At 68.5% G+C, this 26,043-nt stretch carries 22 protein-coding genes; 6 read left to right on the forward strand and 16 right to left on the reverse strand.

Going from position 1 to position 26,043, the window contains the following annotated elements; translation table 11 throughout:
• Window positions 1-24 precede the first annotated feature (24 nt).
• Both HMPREF2914_RS26710 and HMPREF2914_RS26715 read left to right on the forward strand, forming a co-directional pair.
• The gene (locus HMPREF2914_RS26710) at window positions 25-1,215 is read left to right on the forward strand and encodes a sugar transporter (RefSeq protein WP_003093428.1); all 1,191 of its coding nucleotides are present in this window, start codon (window positions 25-27) and stop codon (window positions 1,213-1,215) included.
• Window positions 1,216-1,342: 127 nt separating this feature from the next.
• Window positions 1,343-5,596 (forward strand): PAS domain-containing hybrid sensor histidine kinase/response regulator, encoded by a 4,254-nt coding sequence (locus HMPREF2914_RS26715; protein ID WP_023092412.1) that lies wholly within the window; start codon window positions 1,343-1,345, stop codon window positions 5,594-5,596.
• A gap of 163 nt (window positions 5,597-5,759) precedes the next feature.
• On the opposite strand, the gene HMPREF2914_RS26720 is transcribed toward HMPREF2914_RS26715, so the two are convergent.
• Both HMPREF2914_RS26720 and HMPREF2914_RS26725 read right to left on the reverse strand, forming a co-directional pair.
• A complete protein-coding gene (locus HMPREF2914_RS26720) occupies window positions 5,760-6,158 on the reverse strand; it encodes a hypothetical protein (protein ID WP_003093424.1) in 399 nt (132 codons plus the stop codon).
• A 64-nt stretch (window positions 6,159-6,222) separates the two neighbouring features.
• On the reverse strand, window positions 6,223-7,416 hold the full coding sequence (locus HMPREF2914_RS26725) for a class C beta-lactamase PDC-37 (protein ID WP_023092413.1): 1,194 nt from the start codon (window positions 7,414-7,416) through the stop codon (window positions 6,223-6,225).
• Between the two features lie 148 nt (window positions 7,417-7,564).
• Between HMPREF2914_RS26725 and ampR the strand changes: the two genes are divergently transcribed.
• Window positions 7,565-8,455: a LysR family transcriptional regulator AmpR gene (gene ampR / locus HMPREF2914_RS26730; RefSeq protein WP_003110142.1), complete on the forward strand. Its 891-nt coding sequence runs from the start codon at window positions 7,565-7,567 to the stop codon at window positions 8,453-8,455.
• A gap of 16 nt (window positions 8,456-8,471) precedes the next feature.
• On the opposite strand, the gene HMPREF2914_RS26735 is transcribed toward ampR, so the two are convergent.
• From HMPREF2914_RS26735 to HMPREF2914_RS26745, 3 genes are all read right to left on the reverse strand, one after another.
• Window positions 8,472-8,693, reverse strand: a complete 222-nt coding sequence (locus tag HMPREF2914_RS26735; protein ID WP_003093418.1) for a hypothetical protein — start codon at window positions 8,691-8,693, stop codon at window positions 8,472-8,474.
• Between the two features lie 318 nt (window positions 8,694-9,011).
• Window positions 9,012-10,256 (reverse strand): cyclic di-GMP phosphodiesterase, encoded by a 1,245-nt coding sequence (locus tag HMPREF2914_RS26740; RefSeq protein ID WP_023092414.1) that lies wholly within the window; start codon window positions 10,254-10,256, stop codon window positions 9,012-9,014.
• A 282-nt stretch (window positions 10,257-10,538) separates the two neighbouring features.
• A complete protein-coding gene (locus HMPREF2914_RS26745) occupies window positions 10,539-11,414 on the reverse strand; it encodes a LysR family transcriptional regulator (protein WP_003093413.1) in 876 nt (291 codons plus the stop codon).
• 158 nt (window positions 11,415-11,572) lie between these two features.
• Here HMPREF2914_RS26745 and HMPREF2914_RS26750 point away from each other — a divergent pair, with 158 nt between their 5' ends.
• Window positions 11,573-12,325 carry an SDR family NAD(P)-dependent oxidoreductase gene (locus HMPREF2914_RS26750; protein WP_003093411.1) on the forward strand — a complete coding sequence of 251 codons (753 nt, stop codon included), beginning with the start codon at window positions 11,573-11,575 and terminating at the stop codon, window positions 12,323-12,325.
• A 16-nt stretch (window positions 12,326-12,341) separates the two neighbouring features.
• Here the strand turns inward: HMPREF2914_RS26750 and HMPREF2914_RS26755 are convergent, their stop codons facing one another.
• The 6 genes from HMPREF2914_RS26755 to HMPREF2914_RS26780 form a co-directional block, all read right to left on the reverse strand.
• Window positions 12,342-14,021, reverse strand: a complete 1,680-nt coding sequence (locus HMPREF2914_RS26755; RefSeq protein ID WP_015502346.1) for a GMC family oxidoreductase — start codon at window positions 14,019-14,021, stop codon at window positions 12,342-12,344.
• Window positions 14,022-14,175: 154 nt separating this feature from the next.
• A complete protein-coding gene (locus tag HMPREF2914_RS26760) occupies window positions 14,176-15,480 on the reverse strand; it encodes a carbohydrate porin (protein WP_003093407.1) in 1,305 nt (434 codons plus the stop codon).
• 84 nt (window positions 15,481-15,564) lie between these two features.
• Window positions 15,565-16,290: an SDR family NAD(P)-dependent oxidoreductase gene (locus HMPREF2914_RS26765; RefSeq protein WP_003093405.1), complete on the reverse strand. Its 726-nt coding sequence runs from the start codon at window positions 16,288-16,290 to the stop codon at window positions 15,565-15,567.
• Between the two features lie 14 nt (window positions 16,291-16,304).
• A complete protein-coding gene (locus HMPREF2914_RS26770) occupies window positions 16,305-17,363 on the reverse strand; it encodes a 2,3-butanediol dehydrogenase (RefSeq protein ID WP_003118211.1) in 1,059 nt (352 codons plus the stop codon).
• Entirely contained in the window at window positions 17,360-18,619 is a 1,260-nt protein-coding gene (locus HMPREF2914_RS26775) for an MFS transporter (RefSeq protein WP_003118212.1), read from the reverse strand. The genes HMPREF2914_RS26770 and HMPREF2914_RS26775 overlap by 4 nt, the downstream gene beginning before the upstream one ends.
• A 70-nt stretch (window positions 18,620-18,689) precedes the next feature.
• Complete coding sequence (locus HMPREF2914_RS26780; RefSeq protein WP_003093399.1) at window positions 18,690-19,223, reverse strand: 2,4'-dihydroxyacetophenone dioxygenase family protein; 534 nt, start codon at window positions 19,221-19,223, stop codon at window positions 18,690-18,692.
• Between the two features lie 318 nt (window positions 19,224-19,541).
• On the opposite strand from HMPREF2914_RS26780, the gene HMPREF2914_RS26785 reads away from it, so the two are divergent.
• Both HMPREF2914_RS26785 and HMPREF2914_RS26790 read left to right on the forward strand, forming a co-directional pair.
• Window positions 19,542-20,501 (forward strand): helix-turn-helix domain-containing protein, encoded by a 960-nt coding sequence (locus HMPREF2914_RS26785; protein WP_003093398.1) that lies wholly within the window; start codon window positions 19,542-19,544, stop codon window positions 20,499-20,501.
• A gap of 47 nt (window positions 20,502-20,548) precedes the next feature.
• Window positions 20,549-20,965, forward strand: coding sequence for a PaaI family thioesterase (locus HMPREF2914_RS26790; RefSeq protein ID WP_003137592.1), 417 nt, complete (start codon window positions 20,549-20,551; stop codon window positions 20,963-20,965).
• A 63-nt stretch (window positions 20,966-21,028) separates the two neighbouring features.
• Here HMPREF2914_RS26790 and hpaC read toward each other — a convergent pair whose 3' ends face one another.
• The 5 genes from hpaC to HMPREF2914_RS26815 all read right to left on the reverse strand — a co-directional run bounded on the left by hpaC (window position 21,029) and on the right by HMPREF2914_RS26815 (window position 26,040).
• Complete coding sequence (gene hpaC / locus HMPREF2914_RS26795) at window positions 21,029-21,541, reverse strand: 4-hydroxyphenylacetate 3-monooxygenase, reductase component (protein WP_003104531.1); 513 nt, start codon at window positions 21,539-21,541, stop codon at window positions 21,029-21,031.
• Window positions 21,542-21,570: 29 nt separating this feature from the next.
• Window positions 21,571-23,133 carry a 4-hydroxyphenylacetate 3-monooxygenase, oxygenase component gene (hpaB, locus tag HMPREF2914_RS26800; protein WP_017148465.1) on the reverse strand — a complete coding sequence of 521 codons (1,563 nt, stop codon included), beginning with the start codon at window positions 23,131-23,133 and terminating at the stop codon, window positions 21,571-21,573.
• A gap of 172 nt (window positions 23,134-23,305) precedes the next feature.
• Window positions 23,306-23,596, reverse strand: a complete 291-nt coding sequence (locus tag HMPREF2914_RS26805; protein WP_003093387.1) for a DUF2218 domain-containing protein — start codon at window positions 23,594-23,596, stop codon at window positions 23,306-23,308.
• 300 nt (window positions 23,597-23,896) lie between these two features.
• On the reverse strand, window positions 23,897-24,658 hold the full coding sequence (locus tag HMPREF2914_RS26810) for an SDR family oxidoreductase (protein ID WP_003104535.1): 762 nt from the start codon (window positions 24,656-24,658) through the stop codon (window positions 23,897-23,899).
• Entirely contained in the window at window positions 24,655-26,040 is a 1,386-nt protein-coding gene (locus tag HMPREF2914_RS26815; protein WP_023092416.1) for an aspartate aminotransferase family protein, read from the reverse strand. The genes HMPREF2914_RS26810 and HMPREF2914_RS26815 overlap by 4 nt, the downstream gene beginning before the upstream one ends.
• Between the last annotated feature and the right edge of the window lie 3 nt (window positions 26,041-26,043).

Here is a 26,043-nt window from a genome sequence, read left to right on the forward strand (position 1 = left end):
CCCTGCTCCGGAACCGAACGCCCCATGGACAGCACCTCCGAAACCCGCAGCGGCAGCTGGCTGAGCGTGATCGCCCTGGCCCTGGCCGCCTTCATCTTCAACACCACGGAGTTCGTCCCGGTCGGCCTGCTCAGCGACATCGGCCACAGCTTCGAGATGCCCACCTCGCAGGTCGGCCTGATGTTGACCATCTATGCCTGGGTGGTGTCGCTGGCCTCGTTGCCGATGATGCTGCTGACCCGCAACATCGAGCGGCGCAAGCTGCTGGTCGGGGTATTCCTGCTGTTCATCGCCAGCCACGTGCTGTCCGGGCTGGCCTGGAGCTTCCAGGTGCTGATGCTCAGCCGGATCGGCATTGCCTTCGCCCACGCGGTGTTCTGGGCCATCACCGCTTCGCTGGCGGTGCGCGTGGCGCCGCCGGGACAGCAGGCCAAGGCGCTAGGGCTGCTGGCCACCGGCACCACCCTGGCGATGGTCCTGGGCATCCCGCTGGGGCGGGTGGTCGGCGAGGCCCTGGGCTGGCGTACCACCTTCATGGCCATCGCCGGACTCTCGGTGCTGACCCTGCTCTACCTGGCGCGCTCCCTGCCGCTGCTGCCAAGCCAGAACTCCGGTTCCCTGCGCAGCCTGCCGATGCTGTTCCGACGCCCGGCGCTGGTTTGCCTGTACGTGCTGACCGTGGTGGTGATCAGCGCCCAGTTCACCGCCTACAGCTACATCGAGCCCTTCGCCAAGCAGGTGGCGCAGATGAGCGGCGAGGCGACCACCCTGCTGCTGCTGTTGTTCGGCGGCGCCGGGATCTTCGGTTCGATCCTCTTCAGCCGCTACAGCGAGGCTTTCCCGCGAGGCTTCCTGCTGGCCGCGATCCTCGCCTTGGGCAGCAGCCTGGCGCTGCTGTTGCCGCTGTCCGCGCAGCCGACCTGGCTGATGGCGCTCAGCCTGCTCTGGGGCATGTCGATCATGTGCTTCGGCCTGGCCCAGCAGTCCCGCGTCCTGCGCCTCGCCTCGGACGCCACCGACGTGGCCATGGCGCTGTTCTCCGGCCTGTACAACGTCGGCATCGGCGCCGGCGCGCTGCTCGGCAGCGTGGTCAGCGAACGCATGGGCCTGGCCTCGATCGGCAACGTCGGCGCCGCGCTGGCGCTGGCCGGCCTGCTGCTCGCCCTGTTCGCCGCACTGCGCTACGCGGAGGCGCTGAAAAGCACGTCGTTGTGAGCGGTCATACCTGGGGTCGGATGATTCGGCGGAGGAATCCGCCCGCTTGATCTAGTCTTCTGTGACGAAAAGGCGCAGGGAGTGCGGGATTGCCCCGCGCCGGGCCGGCGCAGGGACGGAATATCGGGTGAACGTACAACAGAGCAAGTTCAGGCTGAGCCGCTGGGCGGGCGCGACACTGGCGCTCGGACTGCTGCTGTCCGGGCTGGGCGCCTGGGGGCTGGCGCTGGTCAACGAGCAACAGGCGCGGATGGCGCTGGAACGCGAGGCGGAACTGCTGGCCGAGGCGGTGACCCGCCGCGTGGAACTCTACCAGTATGGCTTGCGTGGGGTGCGCGGTGCCTTGCTGACGGCGGGCGAGGCGCACATCGACCGCGAACTGTTCCGCCGCTACAGCCTGACCCGCGACATCGATCGCGAGTTTCCCGGCGCCCGCGGCTTCGGCTTCATCCGCCGGGTGGCGGCCGCCGACGAGGCCGGGTTCCTGCGCCAGGCGCGGGCCGACGGCCAGCCGGAGTTCCGCATCCAGCAACTGACTCCGCACGATGGCGAGCGCTACGTCATCCAGTACATCGAGCCGGTGGCGCGCAACGGCCAGGCGCTGGGCCTGGACATCGCCTCGGAAGCCAATCGCCGGGAGGCCGCCCGCGCCGCCCTGGAGACCGGGCAGGTGCGCCTGACGGGGCCGATCACCCTGGTCCAGGCCAGCGGCTTGCGCCAGCAATCGTTCCTCATCCTGATGCCGATCTACCGCAGCGGCATCACTCCACCGCCGGGGCCCCAGCGCGAACTCGAAGGCTTCGGCTGGAGCTATGCGCCGCTGCTGACCGGCGAGGTGCTGGCCGGGTTGCCCATCGACAATGCGGCGATCCACCTCGAACTCAGCGACGTCACCGGCGACGGCGCTGCCGTACCCTTCTTCGTCAACGGCGCCGCGGCGCCGGCTCAACGCCTGTTCGGCCACATGCTGCGGCGGGAGATCTACGGTCGGCACTGGCAGATGGCGTTCAGCGCACTGCCGCTGTTCGTCCAGCGCCTGCACCAGCCTTCGCCGCGCATCCTGTTCCTGGCCGGCAGCCTAGTCAGCCTGTTGCTGGCGGCGCTGGTCAACGCCAGCGCCCTCGGCCGCCTGCGCCGGCGTCGGGAGGCGGCGACCCAGGCGCGGCTGGCGGCGATCGTCGGCAATTCGGCGGACGGCATCATCGGCGTCGGCCTCGACGGCGTCATCAGCGACTGGAATCGCGGGGCCGAGGCGTTGTTCGGCTACCGCGAGGAGCAGGCGGTCGGGCGGCGGGTGGTGGACCTGCTGGTGCCGCCATCCAAGGAGAACGAGGAACTCGACATCCTCGCCCGCATCGCCCGTAAAGAACAGGTGGTCAGCTTCGATACCGTGCGCCGGCACCAGGATGGCCACCTGCTCGACGTGGCGGTGACCGTCTCGCCGATCCTCGGTCCGGATGGCGGCGTGGTCGGCGCCTCGAAGACCGTACGCGACATCTCCGCGAAGAAGGCCGCCGAGGCCCGCATCCGCGAACTCAATACCGGCCTGGAGCACCAGATCGCCGAGCGTACCGCCGAACTGCGTCGGTTGAACGTACTGCTCGGCAGCGTGCTGCAGGCGGCGTCCGAGGTGTCGATCATCACCCTCGACCGCGACGGCATCATCAGCGGCTTCAATCTCGGTGCCGAGCGGATGCTCGGCTACCGCGCCGACGAGGTGGTCGGCAAGGCCTCGCCGACCCTGCTGCACAGCGAGCGGGAGTTGCTCGCCCGCGGCCAGGAGCTGGGCGAGGAGGGTTTCCGCGTGCTGGTGGCGCGGGCCGAACAGGAGGGCGCCGAGACCCGCGAATGGACCTATCTGCGCAAGGACGGCTCGCCGCTCAGCGTGACGCTTTCGGTTACCGTCCTGCGCGACGAGGCCGGGGCGATCAACGGCTACCTGGGCATCGCCGTCGATGTCACCGAATGGCGCAACGCCGAGCGCGAGATGGCCGCGGCGCGCGACCAGTTGCAAATGGCCGCCGACGTGGCGCGCCTGGGCATCTGGCGCTGGAACCTGGCCGACGACAGCCTGCAGTGGAACGAGCGCATGTGCGAGCTGTATGGCCAGCCGCTGGCGTTGCGCGACGGCGGCCTGGTCTACGAGCATTGGCGCAGCCGCCTGCATCCGGAAGACCTCGAGCGCACCGAGGCCAGCCTGCGCGCGGCGGTGGAGGGGCGCGGCAACTACGATGTGATCTTCCGCGTGGTGCTGCCCGACGGCGGCATCCGCTTCATCCAGGCCGGCGCGCAGGTCGAGCGCGACGCCGACGGCAACCCGCTGCAGGTCACCGGGATCAATATCGATATCACCAGCGACCAGCAACTGCAGGCGCGCCTGCGCGAGGCCAAGGAGCAGGCGGACGCCGCCAGCGCGGCGAAGTCGTCGTTCTTGGCGAACATGAGCCACGAGATCCGCACGCCGATGAATGCCGTGCTGGGCATGCTGCAACTGGCCCGGCAGACCGATCTCAACGAACGCCAGCGCGACTACCTGGACAAGGCCAGCTCGGCGGCCACCTCGTTACTCGGCCTGCTCAACGACATCCTCGACTACTCGAAGATCGAGGCCGGCAAACTGGTCCTGGAAATGCTCCCCTTCGAGCTGGAGCCGCTGATGCAGGACCTGGCCGTGGTGCTCTCCGGCAACCAGGGCGACAAGGACGTCGAGGTGATCTTCGACATCGATCCCGAGCTGCCCAGCGCGGTGGTCGGCGACCGCCTGCGCCTGCAGCAGATCCTCATCAACCTGGCCGGCAACGCACTGAAGTTCACCGCCCGCGGGCACGTCCTGGTGAGCTTGCGGCGTCTGGCGCACGACGCCCACCTGGTGCGCCTGCGGGTGCTGGTGGCGGACACCGGCATCGGCATCAGCGCGGAACAGCAGCAGCGCATCTTCGAAGGTTTCACCCAGGCCGAGGCGTCCACCTCGCGACGCTTCGGCGGCACCGGCCTCGGCCTGTTCATCTGCAAGCGCCTGGTCGACCTGATGGGCGGCGAGTTGCGGGTCGAGAGCGCGCCGGGCAGCGGTAGCCGGTTCTGGTTCGACCTGGACCTCGACGTCGCCCACGACCAACCGCTGCGTGCGGCCTGCCCCGGGGCCGGCGAACCGCTGCGGCTGCTGGTGGCGGACGACAACCTGGTGGCCGGCGAGCTGCTCAAACGCACGGTCGGCGCCCTCGGCTGGCGCGCCGACTGCGTCGGCAGCGGCAGCGAGGCGGTGGCACGGGTCCAGGCGGCGATGGCCGAAGGCCGTCGCTACGACGTGGTGCTGATGGATTGGCGCATGCCCGATCTCGACGGCCTCAGCGCGGCGCAACTGATCCGCCAGTTGCAGGGCGACCTGCCGCCGCCCATGGTGATCATGATCACCGCCTATGGCCGCGAGGTGCTGGCCGATGCGCGCGACCACAGCGCGCCGCCCTTCGTCGATTTTCTCACCAAGCCGGTCACGCCCAAGCAACTGGCCGACTCGGTGCTGCATGCCCTGCACGGTGAACAGGGCGCCCCGGCCAACCCGCCGCCGCGCCCGGTGGAGCGCACCCAGCGGTTGCGGGGCGTGCGTCTGCTGGTAGTGGAGGACAACGCGCTGAACCGCCAGGTCGCCGCCGAGCTGTTGAGCAGCGAGGGCGCTCGGGTGGCCCTCGCCGACGGTGGGCTGGCGGGCGTTCAGCAGGTGCTGGAGGCGAGCGTGCCGTTCGACGCGGTGCTGATGGACATGCAGATGCCGGATATCGATGGTCTCGAGGCGACCCGGCGAATCCGCGCCGACGGGCGCTTCGCCGGGCTGCCGATCCTGGCCATGACCGCCAACGCCTCGCTGGCCGACCGCGAAGCCTGCCTGGCGGCGGGCATGAACGACCATGTGGCGAAGCCGATCGACAAGGAGCGCCTGGTGCTTTGTCTGCTCGGTCATCTCGGCAGGAGCGGCGACAGGGGCGCGCCGGCAACGACAGCGGACGCGGGCGAACTGGTCGAGGCGCGGGGCGATATCGTCGGGCGTTTCGGCGGCAGCCTGGAGCTGATCGTCCAGGTGTTGCGGCGCTTCGTTCCGGATATGCAGGACCTCTTCGCCCAGCTCGAACGCCAGCTCGGCGAGGGCGATGTCCAGGGCAGCGCCGCGACCCTGCATACCATCAAGGGCAGCGCGTCCACCGTTGGCGCCAGCGCCCTGGCCGGCCGTGCCAGCGAGCTGGAGCAGGCCCTGCGCCGCGCCGATCCGCGGCGCGGCATGGAAATCCTCGCCGGCATCCGCCTCGACGAACTGCGCACCCTGTGCGATGCCTGCCTGCTCCGCCTGCAGGCGATGTTCGGCGACGTGCAGGCGGAGTCGGCGAGCTGAACCCCGGCGCGGTGGCCTGTCCCGCCAAGAATTCAGGCGGACCCGGGGCTCGCCTGCATCCGCTGCGGCCTGTAGGGCGAATAACGCCATGGGCGTTATCCGCCGATACTCCTGAAGCCCGCCCAGGTCTTGAGCGACATCCTCTTCCTGTCGTTCAGTGCCTTCAGGCGTCGCGCAGCAGGTCGTGGGCGTTGAGCAGGGCGTAGGCGACTTCCGGGCGCTTCTCCAGGCCGCGGCGGATGGCGGCGGGAATCGCCTGGCGGGTCTTGCGGCAGAGCCCCGGCTGCTCCTCGAAGCGCATGCGGATGCCGCGCATGCTGCGCACCTCGCCGAAGGCCGGGGCGATCCGCAGGCGGATGCCCAGTTGTTCCTCCATGCGCCGCAGCAGGTGTTCCAGGTCTTCCAGGCTGCGCAGGGCTTCCAGGCGAGCGGCCAGGCGCTGCTCTTCCTGGCGGGTCAGGAGGAGGATGCGACGGTCCGCGCCGGGCGCCTCCAGGCGCTCGCGTTCGCAGACGCAGGCGCCGGGCGGGCAGGGCTGGCGGAGGGGCGGGGAAGCGCTCATGGCACCATCATAGCCAGGACCGGCGTCCCGCGCCGCTACGCTCCGTCGCCCTCGCGAGCGCGCCTCAGCGCTTCAGCGGCACCTTGGCCTGCTGCTCCAGGCCGCTGAGGATGGCGTAGGCGATCTTCACCCGCTCGGCATTGGGATAGTTGCGGTTGGCCAGGATCACCAGGCCCAGGTCGCGGCCCGGAATGAACGCCACGTAGGCGCCGAAGCCGTTGGTGGAGCCGGTCTTGTTCAGCAGGCGCTGGCCCTCCAGCGCCTGTGGCGCGGGCAGCCTGGCGATCCTGTGTGGTTGCAGCGCCATCGGCGTCGAGTTGCCGGCCTGCAGGCGCTTCAGGGAGATCGGCCAGTCGTAGGCTTCCCAGCCCAGGCCCTGGGTCATGTCGCCGACCTTGTAGTAACCGCGATGAGTGGCATCGAGCGCCTGCGCCCAGGGCCTGTCCAGGCGCTCCGGATGCAGGTTGGCATCGACGAAGCGCAGCAGGTCGGCGGCGCTGGTCTTCACCCCGTAGCCTTCGGCATCCAGCGGGCCGGGACCGACCCGTAGCGGGCGGTCGTCCTTGCCGTAGCCCTGGGCGTACTGCGCCAGCGCCGCCTCGGGCACGTCGAGGTGGGTCTGTTCGAGGCCCAGTGCCGGGAACAATTGCTGCTCCATGAGCCGTTCGAACGGCTGGCCCAGGCTGCGCGCGGCGAGATAGCCGAACAGGCCGATGCTCGGGTTGGAATAGAGGCGCTGGCTGCCCGGCGCGTAGGTCGGCTGCCACTGGCGGTAGTAGTCGCGGATCTGTGCCTGGTCCTTCTGCACCGAGTCGGGGAACTGCAGCGGCAAGCCGCCGGCGGTATAGGTCGCGAGGTCGAGCAGGCTGATGCCGTCGAAGCGGCTGCCCTGCAGTGCCGGCCAGTGCTGGCTGGCGCGGTCGTCGAGGCGCATCTTGTCCTGGGCCAGGGCATAGCCGGCGAGGGTGGCGGTGAAGGTCTTGCTCACCGAGCCGATCTCGAACAGGGTCTCCGGCGTCACCCGGCGGCCGTCCTCTTTCGAGGCCAGCCCATAGCTGAAGTAATGCGGTTCTCCTTTCAGGCTGATGGCTACGGCCAGGCCCGGAATGTCATTGGCCTTCATCACCGGTTGTACGGCGGCGTCGACCAGTGCCTTCAGGCGATCCGCCGGGGCCTCATCGGCAATGGCCGGGGTGGTGGCGAACAGCAGTGTGGAAGCGGCGATGCCGCACAGGCAGGAGAATCTGGTATCGCGCATGAGGATTGGCGTCCTTTGTCGTTGGCTGCATGAGAAACCGCCCCGGGAGCGCTCCTTGATCGGCGGGCGGGGAAAATCTAGGCTTGCGCAGGATTTGCGGCAAACGACGAATACTCGCGGCAGCCATTAGAAAAATTTGGAGCAGAGATTGGTTCGACCCCATTTGCCGCTGAACGCCCTGCGCGCCTTCGAAGCCTCGGCCCGGCACCTGAGCTTCACCCGCGCGGCCATCGAGCTGTGCGTGACCCAGGCGGCGGTCAGCCATCAGGTGAAGAGCCTCGAGGAGCGTCTCGGCGTAGCCCTGTTCAAGCGTCTGCCGCGCGGCCTCATGCTGACCCACGAGGGCGAGAGCCTGCTGCCGGTGCTGTGTGACTCCTTCGACCGCATCGCCGGCCTGCTGGAACGTTTCGAGGGCGGCCACTACCGGGACGTGCTCACCGTCGGCGCGGTCGGAACCTTCACGGTCGGCTGGCTGCTGCCGCGGCTGGCGGACTTCCAGGCGCGCCATCCCTTCATCGATCTGCGCCTGTCCACCCACAACAACCGCGTCGACATCGCCGCCGAGGGGCTCGACTACGCGATCCGCTTCGGCGGCGGCGCCTGGCACGGCACCGAGGCGCTGGCGTTGTTCGAGGCGCCGCTGACGGTGCTCTGCTGCCCGGAGGTCGCCGCCCAGTTGCACAGTCCCGCCGACCTGCTGCAGCACACCCTGCTGCGCTCCTACCGCGCCGACGAGTGGCCGCTGTGGTTCCAGGCGGCCGGACTGCCGGCGCACGCGCCACTGACCCGGAGCATCGTCTTCGACACCTCGCTGGCCATGCTCGAGGCGGCCCGCCAGGGTGTCGGCGTGGCCCTGGCGCCGGCGGCGATGTTTGCCCGGCAACTGGCCAGCGAGAGCGTCCGGCGTCCGTTCGCCACCGAAGTGAGTACCGGCAGCTACTGGCTGACGCGCTTGCAGTCGCGGGGGGAGACCAGCGCGATGCTGGCGTTCAGGGAGTGGTTGCTGGAGAGGGCTGCCGTTGAGGCGCGGGGGAGATAACGGTTATGCAGGCGATTCAAGTGTCGATGAAGAAGTAATCACCTTCCTCGCGCCTTTCTTTATACGCTCGGGCTCTCCCAAGGTTGATACGGTTTGAGGCGTTGGGGTTGTGATTGGAATTGCTGACGGCGTGGTGGATATGGACCGGCTCGTCGGCGTTGCTGATCGCTCCGCTAAGCGTCACTCCCAGGCTGGCGGCATAGGCCCGGCGTGCCGCAACGATCTCGCTCTCGAGCATGCCTGCTTTCCTTGCTGCGGCAACGACGGCAAGTTCGCATAGGCGGCCAGCCTTCCTCGGGGAAACCCTCAGGTCGGCGCCTGCGGACCACAGGGCAAGCAGCGCTTTGGATGGAGCACAGCCATTTCTGCTGCGCTCTTCGATTGTCTCCAGGAGCGGACTCATATGGCCTCTTGAAAACTGTCGGTGGATTGCCAGCAGTATCGACGATGGTGCGCTTAAAGCAATGCGGAGCAGGCGGAGATTGTGGCGAAACGGCGGATAACGCTTCGCGTTATGCGCCCTACGGGAGCGGTGCCCGGCGTTGCCGGCGGAAGGCTACGGCTTTTCGGTTCCCGCGTCGAAATACGATCCGCCGTTGCTCGGCAGTCCCGTCCACATCTCGTCGAGATTGCGGAAGTTCCAGGCCTCCGCCGGCTCGAAGCCGACGATTCGGTCGGTCTGTCCGGCCCTACCCAGGTCTATCACCTGCTGCGGGATCGGCACCTTCGAGCGGGCCGAGAAGAATACCTTGACCCGTGGCGTCAGCAGCGAGCGGCCGTGTTGCTCGAGGACCACGCCGAGGCGCCCGCTTTCCAGCCTGACCAGCGCGCCGACCGGGTAGATGCCCACTGCCTTGACGAAGGCGCGGAACACCTGCGGGTCGAAGTGCCCGTTCCATTCGGCCATGCGCCGGATCGCCTCGGCGGCGTTCCAGCCCTTCTTGTAGGGACGGTCGGAGGTGATCGCGTCGTAGACGTCGCACACCGTGCCCATCCGCGCCAGCAGGCTGATCTGCTCCTGCGCCAGGCCGAAGGGGTAGCCGGTGCCGTCGATGCGCTCGTGGTGGTGCAGACAGACATCCACCACCAGGGCGCTGACCTGGCGGCAATCGAGCAGCATCCGCGCACCGTTCTGCGGATGCCGGCGGACCAGGCCGAATTCCTGCTCGGTGAGTTTGCCGGGCTTGTTCAGGATCGGATCGGGTACCGCCATCTTGCCGATGTCGTGCAGCAGCCCGGCCAGCCCCGCCTCGTGTACCAGCGGGTCGGACAGTTCGAGCTGGCGGGCGAGGGCGATCATCAGCGCGCAGACCGCCACCGAATGCATGTAGGTGTATTCATCCGAGGTCTTCAGCCGTACCAGGCTGACCAGCGCGTTGGGATGGCGCAGCACCGAGGCGGAGATTTCGTCCACCAGGTCCGATGCATGCGCGGTGTCGATGGCCTGGCCCATGCGCGCGTCGTGGAACATGCTGACCACGGCGGCCTTGGCGCGGCCGCAGAGCAGGGCGGCGTGGCGGATTTCCTCCTCCAGGGCGACCCGCGCCGGCGAAGGGTCGGCCGGCATGGTGACCGGCAGGACCGCAGCGGCCGAGACCGCCGCTTCCTCCGGGAGGTCGAGGCCCTTGCCGGCGTCGATCCAGACCTCCTTCACGGCGCTTTCGCGCAGGCGCTGCAGGTCGGACTGGTTGTCGAGCAGGAAGCCGCCTCTTTTCCAGAACGGGTGGTCCAGCCACGAGCCGCAAAGGCTCTGGACGAACATACCGAGGCGAAGCTGGGTTACCGGAATGCGTTTCAGCACGATGGGCTCGACCTCGAGACTGGGCCAGGTGGCTGTCTCCTAACGGTAGCCGAGATGGGCCGGCGGGAGTGAGAGATGCCCGTCAGTTCGTCGGCGTGACCTTCGCTTGGCTGCGTATCGTTCTGTATCCGCGTACTCCCGGCATACAAATCCCTCCGCCGACGGTACAGCCCCGATACATCGCCCTGGCGAAGTGGCCCTATCCAAACCGGCGCCAGCCAGGTCCTCGCGCTGGCGGAGACGGCGGTGGAAACCTACGGCGGCGATAGCACGGGCCAAATCTCAGTCGCGGCGCTCGACGAGCGCGTCCTGGTGTACAGCCATCAAGCGTTGCGCGTTGGGCGTGAGATGGCCGCTGTGCCAGATGAAATGGATCTCGGTGGTGCCATAGTCGCGCAACGGATGCGCGCGGACCTGGTGGTTGCCAGGTAGCGTCGCAAGCACGGAGCGCAGCACCCAGGCGGCACCCATGCCTGCGCTGACGCAGGCGAGCATGGTGTGGTAGGACTCGATTTCCAGCACTGGCAGTTGTTGCAGGCAGTCGGCTTCCTCCAGCCAGCGATCCATGCGGAAGCGGAACGAGCAGTCGTGACGGAACCCATACAGTTCGGCGCAACGCAGGTCGCGCGGACTGGTGATCGGTGGATGATCCAGCTCGGTAACCAGCACCATTTCGTCGACGAAGGCCAGGCTACTTTCCAGGGTCTGAGAGCGCACGGGACCATCGCTCAGGGCCAGGTCTAGCACTCCATCCGAGACCTGCTGCACCAAGGCTTCCGAGGCTTCGCTGCGGATGTCCAGTTCGATCGCGCGGTGGCGTTGGCGGAACCGCCCGATCAGGCATGGCATGAAGGCGACCAGAACCACGTCGAGGGCACCTACCACCAGGCGGCCGCCGCTCTCTTCGTTGCGCATCATGGCCCGGGTACTGTCGCTGAGATCGAGGATTCGCCGGGCATGCTCCAGCAGACGCCGACCGTCCGGCGACAGGCGCAGACGCTGGTGCTCGCGCAGGAACAGCTGGCAGCCGAGGTCTTCCTCAAGCTGGCGGATGCGTACGGAGAGACTCGACGGGACACGGTTCAGCGCCTTCGCCGCGGCGTTGATCGAGCCGGTGTGGGCCACGGCGCAGAAGGCGCGGAGCTGAGACAATTGCACCTGGGTATTCTCGCTTTGCGAATCGTTGGCTGAATATTTTTCGATTTCCAGAATACCTTGTCGTTCGCTACCGTTCGCCCGTCCTTACGTCCGGTGATCGGATCCCGGCGTTCCTTCCCGGCTTGCGGGCCCATCGCGTCCGCTCATGGAGAGATTACATGGATCTGCAACTCGCACAGCGCAGGGTGCTGGTTAGTGGCGGTTCGCGCGGTATCGGCCGCGCCATCGTCGAACATTTTCTCGCCGAAGGGGCCGAGGTGGCCTTCTGCGCCCGTGGTGAGGCGGGCGTGGCCGAAGCAGCGGATTGCTTCGGCGAGCGTGCCTTTGGCATGTCTGTGGACATCACCGACCCGCAGCAGGTGCGCGGTTGGGTAACGCGCTCGGCGCTGCACTTGGGCGGCATTGACATCGTTGTGCCCAACGTCAGCGCGCTGGCCGGTGGCGGAGACCTGGACACCTGGCGGCGCGCTTTCGAGACCGACCTGCTGGGCAGCGTGGGCATGGTCGCTGCCGCCCTGCCGTGGTTGAAACGCTCCGAGGCTGCCTCGGTGGTGCTGATCTCCAGTGTTTCCGGCCGCGAGGTGGACATGTTCGCTGAGCCCTATGGCGTGCTCAAGGCGGCCCTGGTCCACTACGGGAAGACGCTTGCCAGCCGCCATGCGGAGGACGGCATTCGGGTCAATACGGTGTCGCCGGGCAACGTCTATTTCGAAGATGGCGTATGGGGCGCGATCGAACGGGATAGCCCGGAAACCTTCGCCCGTTGTCTCGCCGCCAATCCCATGGGGCGCATGGCGCGACCCGACGAGGTGGCGCGGGCGGTGCTGTTCCTGGCCAGCCCGGCGGCCAGCTTCACCACCGGAACCAACCTGCTGGTGGACGGCGGGTTGACCCGGGGCGTGCAGTTCTGAGCAGAGTGCCGGAGGCTCAGGCCTCTACCAGCTCCGGCGCATCCCGCCGCTGTTCCGTCGGCGCATGGGGCGCCGGCTTGCCGAGGATCAGGTCGGCGGCCTTCTCGCCGATCATGATCGCCGGGGCGTTGGTATTGCCGGTGATCAGCGTCGGCATGATCGACGCATCGGCCACCCGCAGGCCTTGCAGGCCGTGCACGCGCAACTGGTCGTCGACCACCGCGAGCTGGTCGTGGCCCATCTTGCAGGTGCCCACCGGATGGAACACGGTGCCCAGGTTGGCGCGGATCCAGGCCTCGATCTGGCCGCGGCTGGAAACCTGCGGGCCCGGTACCAGCTCGCCCTTGAGGTGACGGGCGAAGCTGCGGCTGGCGGCCAGTTTGCGGACCAGTTGGAAACCCTGGACCAGGGTATCGAGGTCGGCAGGGTGGCTGAGGAAGTTGGCTTCGATCAGCGGCCGGTCGTGCGGGGCCGGCGAGTTCAGGCGGACCCGCCCGCGGCTCTGCGGGTGCATCACCGCGACGTGCAGGCTGACCCCGTGGCCGAAGGGGACCAGGCGCTGCGGCTGGTTCTTCAGCGCGGGGGCGACGATCAGACCCAGCTCCGGGGTCTCTGCCTGCGGGTCGAGGCGGAGGAAGCCACCGGACTCGACGGTGTTCGAGGTCAGCGCCCCGCGCCGGCCGAACAGGTACTGCCAGGGCGAGCGCAGCAGCGGCAGCCAGCCCTTCGGCGAGAAACCCAGGCCGTAGCCGAGCTTGGCCTCGGTGCGGTACATCAGCACGATGTCCTGGTGGTCCTGCAGGTTCTCGCCGACCCCAGGCAACTCATGGCGCTGGACGATGCCGTGGCGCGCCAGTTCCGCCGCCGGGCCGATGCCGGAGAGCAACAGGAGCTGCGGCGAGTTGATCGAGCCGGCGCTGAGGATCACTTCGCGGCGTGCCTGCAATTGCACGACCTCGCCAGCCTGGCTGATCTCCACGCCGGTGGCGCGGGTGCCTTCCAGCAGCACGCGCAGGGTCAGCGCCGAGCTGAGCACGGTGAGGTTGGGCCGCGCCAGGGCCGGGTGCAGGAAGGCGCGCGCCGCGCTACAGCGTTCGCCGTTGACCTGGGTGACGTGGAACGGGCCGATGCCTTCCTGGCGCTCGCCGTTGAAGTCGGCGTTGTACGGCCAGCCCATTTCCTCGGCGGCCTGGAAGAACACCTGGTTGATCGGGCCCGGGCTGCGCTGCGCGGCGACGTTCAATTCGCCGCCGCGCCCGTGCCAGGGCGATTCGCCCGGCTCGAAATGTTCCGAGCGGCGAAAGTAGGGCAGCAGCTCGTCGTAGCTCCAGCCGCGATTGCCGAGGGATGCCCAGCGGTCGTAGTCGTGGCGGTCGCCGCGGATGTAGATCATCCCGTTGATCGCGCTGGAGCCGCCCCAGACCTTGCCGCGCGGGCAGGCGATCGGCTGGTTGGCGGTGCCGGGCTGGGCGGCGAAGCGATGCATCCAGTTCCACTTCGGGTTGGCGATCAGGCGGATGATCCCGGCCGGTGTGCGGATGTAGGCGGCGGGGAGCGGCGTGCGGTCGCTGGGGCCGGCCTCGACCAGGCAGACCGAGACGGCGGGATCGGCGGAAAGACGGTTGGCCAGGACGCAACCGGCGGAGCCGGCGCCGACCACGATGTAGTCGAACGAGCGGCGGGCAGTGGAAGTCATGTCGGCACCTTTCTGGGTGTGCTGCCGGGCCTCGCCCGGCGTTCTTTTTCGCCCCGCGCCCATGGGCGCGACGCTACTCCATTGGACGGGGAAGCGCGCCCGGCCGCTTGTCCCAGCCTGCCGGCGGGCTTGACCGAGGCTGCCAGGCGGCGCGCTAAAGCCCCAGCAGCGAGCCCATGTCGACCATCAGTTGCAGGCCGACGACGAAACCGTCGCCGCTCAGTTCGCGGGCGCCGGGGTTGTAGTAGTTGTCCGGGTTGAAGATGTACTGCACCGACGGCTCCAGCGCGATGTGCGGGGTCAGTGCGATGTGCGCATTGGTTTCCAGGGCGTACACGTCGCGCTGGCCGAGTTTCGCGTCGCCGCCGGCGGCGATCCGCGCCTGGCGCTGGAACTCCAGCTGGTGGTCGTTCAGGCGCAGGTAGCTGGCCTTGAGGTTGAGCTTGTCCCGCGTGCGGTCGAACGGCGCATGGTAGGTCAGGCCCAGCTCGGCGAAATGACGGAACGGCTGCTTGTCGTCGGCCGATACCGACAGCGAGCCGAACAGCCCCAGCGCCCTCGGCGAATCGAGGCGGCCGCCGTCGGCGCGCCAGAACAGCTGCTGGAACTTGAAGAAGCCGCCGGCGCTGCCGTGGTCGCTGGCGCCGGTGAGCGGGTCGACCTGGTTGGCGGTGTTCAGGTAGGCGTTGAGTTCATAGTGCGAGCGGTAGGGATCGAGGCTTTCCTCGCGCTTGTCGCCGATCCCCAGCAGCAGGCTGGTGCCGCTGGCGTCGTCGGTGCCGAAATCGAGGCCATGGCGCTTCTTCAGGTAATCCACCGGGTTGGACTCGAAGGCCCCGGCGTGCAGGTACAGGGTCGGGGTCGCCCGGTACTTCAGGTAGCCGCCCCAGGCGCCGTAGGGCGGCGGCAGGATGCCGGTGGAGGCGTCGATGATCGGGTCATTGCAGGTGACCACGGTCTCGCAGTTGTAGATCAGGAAATAGCGCCGCGCATTGGTGCGTCCGAGATGGCTGTCGAGGCGTCCGCCCAGCCACTGCTGCTGCCAGGTGAGCAGGCTCAGCTGGTTGGCGCCGATGTCGTTGTGCAGCGGCGCGCCGCCGAAGTAGCTGCCCACCGCGCCCTGCCAGCTCGGCCCGGTGGGCTGACCGGTGCCGCGGTCGAGGATGAACAGGGTTTCCTCGATGTGCAGCGAGGCGCCGTCCAGGCCGGCGAGGGTGGCGAGGTCGAGGTCGGCGCCGAGGAACAGGTCGCCGCTGTTGCCGAAGCTGTGCTGGCGCGGGCCGGTGTCGAGGTTCTTCAGCGACAGGCTCCAGAACTGCGCGTGAGTCTTCACGCCGTGGCGCTGGAGTCGTTCGCCGAACCCGGCCAGCGGGCCGCTGCGGCTGTCTTCGGCGGCCTGCGCGGAGAGACCGAGGAAACCGGCGCAGAGCAGCGCCGGCAAGGTGCGGAGGGTTTTCATGGCAAGGCACTCGTCTTGTTGTTGTTCTGTCGTGCGAATCGCTGTCCGCCCCAAGCGGACAGGTGCATCCGGAGCGAAGGCGGCTCAGGCGCAGAGATAGCCGCCGTCCACCGCCAGCACGGCGCCGGTGACGAAGCTGGCGCCGGGACCGCAGAGGAAGGCCGCGGCGCTGGCCACCTCGGGCGCCTCGCCCCAGCGCGCCAGCGGCGTGCGCTGCATGATCCGGCGGGTGGCCTCGACGTCGGCCTTGAGCCCGGCGCCCAGCGGCGTGTCGATCCAGCCGGGGGCGATGGCGTTGACCCGGATGCGCTCGGCGGCATACTCGCAGGCCAGGGAACGGGTGAGCTGGACGATGGCACCCTTGCTGGCGCTGTAGGCCGGGCGGTCGGCGGAACCGAAGGTGCTGTACATCGAGGCGATGTTGAGGATGCTGCCGCCGCGCTGCGCCAGCAGCGGCCGGGCCAGTTGGCTGGCGAGCATGGCGGCGCTCAGGTTGAGGCGCAGCACCCGTTCGAAGGTCGCCAGGTCGTATTCCTCGCGGTCGCGGCTGATGCCGGCGTTGTTCACCAGCACATCCAGGCGCGGCAGCGCTTCGAACAGCCGTTGCAGGCGCTGGCTGTCGGTGATGTCCAGTTCTTCCCGGCGAATCCGCGGATGACGCGGTGCGTGCACGCCGTCGGCGTCCAGGCCGAGGGCGACGACTTCGGCGCCGAGTTCGGCGAACTGCATGGCGATGGCCGCGCCGATGCCGGAGCTGCCGCCAGTGACCAGCACCTGCTGGCCGGCGTAGATATCGTGTTGGAAAACCATCGGCGATCGTTCCTTCAGGCGTCGGCCAGGGCCGGGTTGGGATTGACCAGCACCTTGACCTGCGACTTGTCGCGCAGCAGGGCCTCGAAACCGTGCTCGACGGCCTGCTCCAGGGGCACGCTGCGGGTCACTGCGCGGGCCAGGTCGAGGCGGCCGTCGGCGAGCAGGGCGATCAGCTCCGGGTAGGCGTCGCGGTAGCCGACGCTGCCGAGCAGGCGCAGTTCGCGGTTGACCAGGTCGAAGGCGTCCAGCCGGACCTCGCCCATCAGGCTCACCAGCACCAGCTCGCCACCCTTGCGCAGGCTGGCCAGGGCGGCGTCGAGGCTGGCCTGGCTGCCGGCGGCCTCGAAGGCGCAGTCGAGCGCGCCGCCCTCGCGCAGGCGCGCCGCCGTGTCGCCGTCGCGGGCGTCGAGCGCCCGGCTGGCGCCGAACTCCCCGGCCAGGGCGAGGCGCTCGGGACTGACGTCGATCGCGACGATGTCCTCGATTCCGCGCAGGCGGGCGAGCATCACCAGCAGCAGGCCGATCGGGCCGAGCCCGAACACCGCGCAGCGCTGGCCCGGCGCCAGGCTGCTGCGGCGCAGCGCGTGCAGGGCCACGGCGGCTGGTTCAAGCACGGCGGCCTGGCGGAAGCCCACCGCGTCCGGCAGGCGGTGCAGCATGTAGGCCGGCACCCGCGCGCGCTCGGCGAAGCCGCCGTCGCCCATCAGGCCGATGAAGCCCATCGACTCGCAGAGGTTGTAGCGGCCTTCCCGGCAGTAGCGGCATTCGCCGCAGCGGTATTCCGGCTCCACCGCGACGCGGTCGCCGATGCGCAGTCCCTCCACGCCAGGGCCGAGCGCGGCGACCACGCCGCAGAACTCATGGCCGAGGGTCAGCGGCGCGCGGCAACCGGACAGCGGGTGCGCCTCGGCCTGGGGAATCGAGTGCGGGCCGCTCTGGTATTCGTGCAGGTCGCTGCCGCAGATGCCGCAGTAGGCGACTTCCAGTTCGACTTCGCCGGGCCGCGGCGCCTGGCGTTCCAGTTCGCTCAGGCGGAGGTCGCGGGCGGCGTGCCAGCGCAGTGCTTTCATGGTTGGTTTCCTTGCAGGACGGAGGTAGGCGCGCTGCGCTGGCGCGCCAGCACGGCGGGCGCGGTTTCGCGCAGGAACAGCGAGAGGAACGCGGCGAGCAGGGCGCCGCCGCAGGACATCCACATGACGATGGACAGGCCGAAGCGGTCGGCGGCGAAGCCGGCCACGGTCGGCGCGAGGAAACCGCCGACCAGTTCGCCGAGGCCCATGATCAGGCCGAGGGCGGTGGCGATGACGCTGCGCGAGACGGTCTCCGCCGGGATGGTCGCCATGAACAGGGTGAAGCAGCCGAGCCCGGTGTAGGTCAGCAGCAACAGCAGGCCGAGGCTGGTCGCGTTCGGCGCATAGAGCAGCGCCAGCGGGCAACACGCGGCGAGCAGGGAGAACGCCACCAGGGTCGGCCGACGGCCGATGCGATCGGATATCGCCGGTACGGCGAAGCCCCAGACCACCCAGGCGACGCCCAGGCAGCTCATCAGCCTGCCCATGGTCGCCGGGCTGAAGCCGCGGGCGTTGACCAGGAAGGTCGGGGTAAAGGAAATCAGCACGATGAACCAGGTGACGAATACGCAACTGATCAGGGTGCAGAGCAGGATGTTGCGGCTCTTCAGCAGTGCCAGGCGCTTGCCTTTCGCGTCCTCCGCGCGCGGCGCCGGGCGCTGCGCACGGGGCGGGTCGGGACGCACATGGCGCCAGATCAGCCAGGCGATCAGCAGGCCCGGCAGCAACGAGACGATGAAGGCGTGACGCCAGCCGAGGGCTTCGGCCAGGGCCACCAGCAGCGGCGGGCCGACCACCGCGCCGAGCAGGCCGGCCGCCGAGCCCTGTAGCAGGCCCATGTTGAGGCCGCGGCGATGCGGCGAGGAGGCCTCGACCATCAGTGATTGCGAGAGCGGCAGGATCGGCCCCTCGGCCAGGCCCATGATGCCGCGGAACAGCAGCAGGCTGAGGAAGCCGCCGACCAGCCCGGACAGCGCCGAGCACAGCGAGAACAGGATCACCGCCACGATCAGCAGCGGCTTGCGCTGGCCGCGGCGGTCGGACCAGGCGCCGACCAGCGCGCCGGATACCGCCCAGGCCAGGGCCAGCACCGAGGAGAGCATGCCCAGGTGGCTGTTGCTCAGTTGCAGCTCCTGTTCCATGAAGGGAAACAGGAAGGACAGCGCCAGGCGGTCGAAGAAGACGAAGCCGAAGGTCAGGAACAGCACGCAGAGCAGGACGTTTTCGTAACTGGCGGAATTGTTGTTATGCGCCATGTCGGTCTCCAGGCCGGGCGGGCCGGCCGGCGGGGAGGCGCGCATCCGCCGGGGCGGCGCGCGCCCGGGGTCAGCGGAACAGGGAGTCGATGTAGGCGGCGCCGACGCCGATCTTGTCGTAGTGCGCGCGGCACATCGCGATGTAGTCGTGGACGTCGAAGATGCCGTCCGCGTTGCCCTTCTCGTCGAGCCAGACCAGCGGCCCCTTGACGATGAAGAACGCACGCATCGGCTGCTCGTGCTCGTAGGCCACCAGGGTGTGGCCCTCGCCGGGCGTCTCGTAGACGAAGTCGCCGGCGGTGGCGGTCCAGTCGTGCTCCAGGTAGCCCCACTTGCCGCTGATGGTGTAGGCGAACACCTCGTGCGGGTGGTAGTGGCGGTTGACCAGGCCGGCGCTCGTTGCCATCAGGATGTCGCACCAGCGGTTTTCGCTTGGCGAGATCCACAGCGGACGCGACTTCACGGTCTCGGTGAAGGGCACGTAGAGGCGCTCGTCCTCGGTCGGCGCGTTGCGCAGGTAGACCTCGGGCTTGGCGTCCGGCTTGAAGCAGTCGGGAATCGGTTGCAGGTCTTTCCAGAATTCACGGGTGGCGAGTTCGGGCATGGGGCGGCCTCTGTCGTTGTTATCGTCGGGCCGACTCTAGCCATGGGCGGGCCTTCGGGTTTGACCCTGGCGGCCAGGAAACTTGCGCTTTTCGGACATGGCCTGGCGCGACCCGCGACGCGCCGCCAAGCTGGCCTGCCCAGCGTCGGAGCCGGCTGGAGGGCGATTGACGGAGGAAAGGATTCAGATGTTAATGACGGGGTGCCAGGCGCCTCGCCGACCGACCGCGACAGGTCGGCGGAGCGGCCCGGCGCCTGGCCCCGGAGGCCTTGCCTGAGGTCCGGGAGGTCCACGCAGCGTTCGACGAGAAGAATAAAAATGCCCGCACATGCCTTGCTCGAAACCCGGCGGGCCAGCACCCAGGACATTCCCCTGGAGCAGCGGCTGGCGTTCTGGGAGGACTACAACGCTTCCATCCTGGTTGGCCTGAAATGTTCGTCGTATTCCCAGGCCGGCTTCGCCGCGACCCAGGACAACCTCTGCCTCGAACGCCTGCGGCTGGCCCGCATCGGCGGCAACGAGCACGTGGTGGAGCGCGACCGCTCGATGATCCGCGCAGTGCCCAAGGAGTCGATCTTCGTCTCCCTGGTGCAGGGCAGCCAGTCGTTCTTCTACCAGGACAACGGCTGCAACCTCCTGCAACCGGGCGAGCTGGTTATCTACCGGACCGACAAGCCCTACCTGTTCGGTTTTTCCGGACCGATGCGGCAGTTCATCTTCGACATTCCCCAGGACGATTTCGCCGAGCGCTGCCTGCGCGACTTCAAGGGACCGCTGAAGATCGGCGCGGAAAGCCCGGTGCAGCGCCTGCTGGTGCGGACCCTCGGCGAGCGTACCCGGGATTTCCTCGACAGCCCCCATGGCGAGGATGCCGAGCGCTACCAGGAGGAAGCCTACGACCTGCTGGCGAGCATCATCAGCGACCATGCCGGCGAGCACCGCGCCAGCGCCCTGGGCGCGTCCTACCTGCTGGCGGCCAAGCAGTACATCCAGCAGCACCTCGACGAACCCGCCCTGAGCTGCGAGCGGGTGGCCGCCGCCACTGGCGTCTCCAGCCGGCACCTGGCGCGGCTGTTCGCCCAGGAAGGCAGCTCGCCCGGGCGCTACCTGCAGGAGCGGCGCCTGGAGCGCGCCCGCCAGTTGCTCGCCTCGCCCCAGGGCCGGCGCCTGGACGTCGCCGAGGTCGCCTATCGCCACGGTTTCTCCAGCCAGGCGCATTTCGCCCGGGCCTTCAAGGCGCGCTACGGGATGACGCCGAGCGAGGCGCGTGGCCGCTAGACCCGACTACCGTACCTTTCCTCCTCCTACTGCCAAGGACCCGTTCCGTGACCGACAAGAAAGAGCAGATCGCCCGTTTCATCCAGCACGAATTTCCCCAGACCCGGGTCGTGGTCGAAGCCGTCGGCGAGCGTAGCGCCACGGTCTGGCAGGCGGTCGACGCCAGCGATCTGCGCCCCGGCGGCACGGTCTCCGGGCCGACCCTGATGGCCATCGCCGATGTCGCGCTGTACGTGGCGGTACTGGGCGAGATCGGCATCGTCCCGCTGGCGGTGACCACCAGCCTGACCATCAACTTCCTGCGGCGTCCCGCGGCGGACCGCCGGGTGGTCGCCGAGTGCCGCCTGATGAAGGTCGGCAAGACCCTGGCGATGGGCGAGGTCTCGCTGTTCTCCGAAGGCGACGCGGAACCGGTCGCCCATGTGGTCGGCACCTACTCGATCCCACCGGCGCACCGCCGCTGAGGGCCTGGCCGGGTTCTCGGCGGTGGCTGCGAAACGCTGGCGGAGGATTCCTGGAGGCGCCGTTCAGGCCGCCCGCCGGGGGCATTGCAGGCGATGGAAGCTGCGGCTGAAGTAGACCAGGCCGTCGCCCTGTTCGAGGACCTGGATGTCCTCCAGCTCCAGCAACAGCACCGAATGGGTGCCGATCTCCTGGACCTCGGCGATGCGTCCCTGCAGGTTGGCCAGGGCGCCGTGCAGCACCGGCAACCCGGCGAGGCCCTCGCGCCAGTCGTGGAGGGCGAAGCGGCGTTCCATCGGGACCTCGGTCATGCCGGCGAAGTGGCGGGCCACCTCTTCGTGTTCGCCGCTGAGGACGTTCACGCAGAGCCGGCCGTTGGCCTTGAACACCGTGTTCATCTCGCTGTTGCGGTTGATGCAGAGCATCAGCGTCGGCGGGCTGTCGGTGACCGAGCAGACCGCGGTGGCGGTGATCCCGCAGCGTCCGGCCGGGCCGTTGCTGGTGATCACGTTGACCGCCGCCGAAAGATGCGCCATGGCGTTGCGGAAGGCTTGCTGCCTGGGTTCGAGCTGGGACATGGGAATAACCTCCGGAGGCGACGCGGGCGTCATTGGCGGATGCGATCGAGTACGTTGATGTCGTCCGGGTTGTGCAGGTGCGGCACGGTCCAGCCGTTCTCGTCGTAGTCGCCCATGCACTGCTCGACCATGCCGAGCATGCCCTTCATCGCCCCGCTGCCGACCGCCTGGCGCAGGGCCTGCATGCGGATCTCGTCCTGGCTGCCGGCGTAGTTGATCTCGTACAGCTCGTGGCGGCCGCCGAACTCGCTGCCGATGGCGTCCCAGAGCAGCTTGAGGATCTTGATCCGCTCCCGGTGGCCCATGCCGCCGGAGCCGCGGCAATAGGTGGAGAGGTACTTGTCGAGTTGCGGATTGTGCAGGTCGCGAACGCCGGAGGGCAGGTAGATCAGGCCGCTGGCGACCACCTGCTCGATGGTCTTCTTGATCTCCGGGTAGGCCTGCGGCGCCAGCACGCGGTAGGCCTGCAGGGCCTCGGCGCTGGGCAGGAAGGCGCCGCCGTGCCATTCGCTGGCGTTGCCGTACATGGCGTCGGTCAGCGACCAGAACAGGTTGCGCCAGGCCACCACTTCGCCGACCTGCGCCTGCACGCCGCGGAACTCCAGGGAGCCGGTGCATTGCAGGGCCTTGTAGAGGGCGCCGGTGATGAAGTCGAGCTTGACCGCCAGGCGGGTGCAGCCCTGCATCGGGAACAGCCGGCCGAAGCCGCCCTGGGGGAACCACTGCTTGCAGCGCTCGAAGTCGCGGTAGATCAGTACGTTCTCCCAGGGGATGAACACCTTGTCCATCACCAGGATCGCGTCGTTCTCGTCGAAACGGCTGGACAGCGGGTAGTCGAACGGCGATCCGGCGATACCCGCCACCAGTTCGTAGGAGGGGCGGCAGATCAGCTTCATGCCGGGGGTGTTCATCGGCGCGATGAACATCAGGGCGAAGTCGGTGTTGTCGCCGAGCAGTTGCGCCGAACCCTGGCCGACGAAGTTGTAGTGGGTCAGCGCGGAATTCGTGGCGACCACCTTGGCGCCGCTGACGACGATGCCGCCGTCGACTTCCTCGTCCACCGAGATGAACACGTCCTTGACCTGGTCCACCGGCTTGTCGCGGTCGATCGGCGGGTTGACGATGGCATGGTTGAGGTACAGGCAGGCTTCCTGGATGCGCTTGTACCAGGTTTTCGCGTTGTCCTCGAAACGTCCGTAGAAGCCCGGGTTGGCGCCGAGGGCGCTGCCGAAGGCGGCCTTGTAGTCCGGGGTGCGGCCCATCCAGCCGTAGGTCAGCCGCGACCACTCGGCGATGGCGTCGCGCTGCTGGCGCAGTTCGTCGGCGCTGCGCGCGTAGCGGAAGAACTTGTGGGTATAGCCGCCGTTGCCGGTATCGGTCTCCCAGCAGAGCTTTTCCTTGCTCTGCGGATCGTGCAGGGCGTCGTAGAGCCGGGCCATGGAGGCGGCCGCGTTGCGGAAGGCGGGGTGGCTGGTGACGTCCTTGACGCGGTCGCCGTAGATGTAGATCTCACGGTCGTCGCGCAGGCTGGCGAGGTACTCCTCGCCGGTGAACGGACGGGTGGCAGAGGCACGGAAATCTTCGGGTTTCATCATCGTCTCCAGTCATTGTTGTTATCTGCGCGAGAGCGCCTGGAGAGGATGATGGGATGGGGGCGGAGCGAGCTGAATGGCTTTTCCGGGGAATGAATTGCACTTTCCATGGCCCCGCGTGACGCCCGGCGCCCGGCGCCCGGCCGCGAAGGGCGGCCGGGTGGCGGCGCGTTCAGCTTTCGGCGGGCTGCCAGGCAATCTCCAGGCTTTCGCTGTTGGCCATGCGTTGCAGGTGATCGGCGACCACGTTCTGCATATGGGCGAGGCTGTCCTCGTCGGGGCTGTTGAGAATCATCAGGACATGGTCGGGGTGGGCGAGCAGCTCGCAGTTGGAGTCGCCGAAGTCGATGAAGCCGCGCTCGGGAGTGAGTTCGACTTCGAACTTGTGGCCCCAGTGCTTGCACAGGCGATTGACGTAGCGTGCCGCCGATTCGGTACGGACATGGGAGGTGGAGCGGAACATGAAGCGAATCCTCTCGGTTGGGGATTTCCGATACTAACCTGCTGAGAGTCATTCTTATTCATCCATTTTGCAGGGGCTTTCGATAATCGCCCGGCAAATGGCCGGCCCTTGTCCGTGGGGTAGGGCGAGCGCCAGTTGGGGGCGGCTGCATCGAGGCCTGCCGGGATGTTCAGCGAGATGCCGGACCTCGCCTGGCGGATAACCGCGAGCGGTTATTCGCCCTACCGGAGCCGGCGGAAGGGTTTGCCGGATACGTCGGAAGGCGCTCTCTCTGGAGGGAGAGGGCGAACGCCAGCGGCTTCAGGCCAGCCCGCCGTTCTCCGGCAGCAACGCGCCGCCATCCACAACCAGGGTCTGCCCGGTGATGTAGCTCGCCTCGTCGGAGGCGAGGAAGAGCATGGCGTGGGCGATGTCCAGCGGCTGGCCGACACGCCCGAGGGGGATGTGCGCGGCCAGCGCGGCGGCGTCGCCGAGGCTGCCCAGCGCCGGAGTCGCGACCAGGCCGGGCTCGACGCCGTTGACGGTGATGCCGTCGCCGGCCAGCTCCAGCGCGGCGGCGCGGATGAAACCGTTGACCCCGGCCTTGCTCGCCGCATAGTGCGAGAGCCCAGGGATCGCCGTGCGCGGACCGGTCACCGAGGAGGTCACCAGGACGCGCCCGGCCACGCTGCGGCGCAGGGCGGGAAGGGCGGCCTGGGTCAGCCGGAAGCAGCTTTTCAGGTTCACCGCCAGGGTCCGTTCCAGGGTGCCTTCGTCCAGTTCCGCGAGGGCGCACTGGGGAAAGGCAGCGGCGTTGTGCAGGAGGATGTCCAACTGGCCGAAGCGCTCCAGGGTCGCGCTCACCGCTCGTCTCGCGGCGTCGTGCTCGCTCAGGTCGACGGCCAGCAGTTCGGCCGTGCCTCCGCCCAGGCGGATCGCCTCCAGGACGGCCTGGCCGCGGCTGGCGGTACGCGTCGCCAGCAGCACCCTGGCGCCTTCGGCGGCGAAGCATTCGGCGATGGCCCGGCCGATGCCCTGGCCGGCGCCGGTGACCAGCGCGACGCGGTTCTCCAAGCGCCTCACGATGGGCGCTCCAACAGTTCGCCCAGGCAATCGCGGAGCAGGCGGTTGTGCAGTTCGACGTCCTCCGCGCGGGTCGCCGGGCAGGTCAGCGCCATGTTGTGGAATGGCGTCAAGAGCACGCCGCGGTTGAGCAGGTAGAGGTGCAGGCAGGCCTCGACCAGGCCGTTGCGTGCGTGGTGGGCCTCGCCGCCGTTGCGCGGGGCGTGGGTCATGAACAGGTACTCGACGCGCGCGCCGATGCGCGTCACGTGCCAGGGCAGGCGCAGTTCCTCGAGCGTCGCGCGGACGCCCGCCTCGAGCTGCGCGGCGAGCTGGAACATGTGCCGATAGGCGTCCTCCGTCATCACTTCGGCGAAGGTCGCGCGCATCGCCGCCAGTTGCAGCGCGTTGCCGGCCAGGGTGCCGCCAAAGCCGAAATGGTTGATCGCCTGCCCCGGTCGGAAGTGCGGCAGTACCGCCCAGATCCGCTCCGCCTGCGCCTGGCGGCATCCCCAGACGGCGCTGGGAATGCCGCCGGCGATGCATTTGCCGAGGACGAAGAAGTCCGGCTCGAGGCCATGCGCGCCGCTATAGCCGGCGGGACCGCAGGAGATGGTGTGGGTCTCGTCGATGATCAGCGCCACGTCGTGGCGGCGGGTCAGTTCGCGCAGGCCGGCGTGGAAGCCTTCGGCCGGCGGGACCATGCCGACGTTGGTCATGAAGGGTTCGGTGAGCACCGCGGCGACGTCGCCATGGGCGAGGGCGGCCTCCAGCGCGTCGAGGTCGTTGAACTCCACCAGGCGGGTGGTGGCGTCGTGGCGTACGCCATTGGGGTGAACGCCCGCGCGCGGAACCATGCGCCCGGCGGCGTCGAATTCCACCTGCGATTCGTCGACGCTGCCGTGGTAGTTGCAGTTGAACACCACCACCTTGTCACGTCCGCTGAGCATCCGGCACAGGCGCAGGACGAAACGGTTGGCGTCGGTGGCCGAGGTGGTCACCTGCCAATAGGGCAGGCCGAAGCGCCGCGCCAGTTCGGCGCCGACCCACAGGCTGTCCTCGGTCGGCAGCATCAGGGTCGAGCCGCGCCGCGCCTGGCGGGCGATGGCGTCGGCCACCGCCGGTTGGGCGTGACCGAACATGGCGCCGCTATCGCCGAGGGCGAAGTCGACGTACTGCTGGCCGTCGATGTCGGTGACGCGCGCGCCCTGGGCCTCTTTCACCAGCAGCGGGCAGTTGCCCGGCCACTGTTGCATCCAGTGCAACGGTGCGCCGTACAGCCAGTGGCGGCGGTTTTCCCGGTAGGCCTGGGCGGAGCGCGGATGCAGTTCGTCGAAGCGTCGCAGCTCGCGCTTGAACAGCGCTTCGACGCGGGCCAGGTCGAGGCCGAAGGTGGTGTCCATGGG

This window comes from Pseudomonas sp. HMSC067G02 (assembly GCF_001813485.1).
Taxonomy (GTDB): Bacteria; Pseudomonadota; Gammaproteobacteria; order Pseudomonadales; family Pseudomonadaceae; genus Pseudomonas; species Pseudomonas aeruginosa.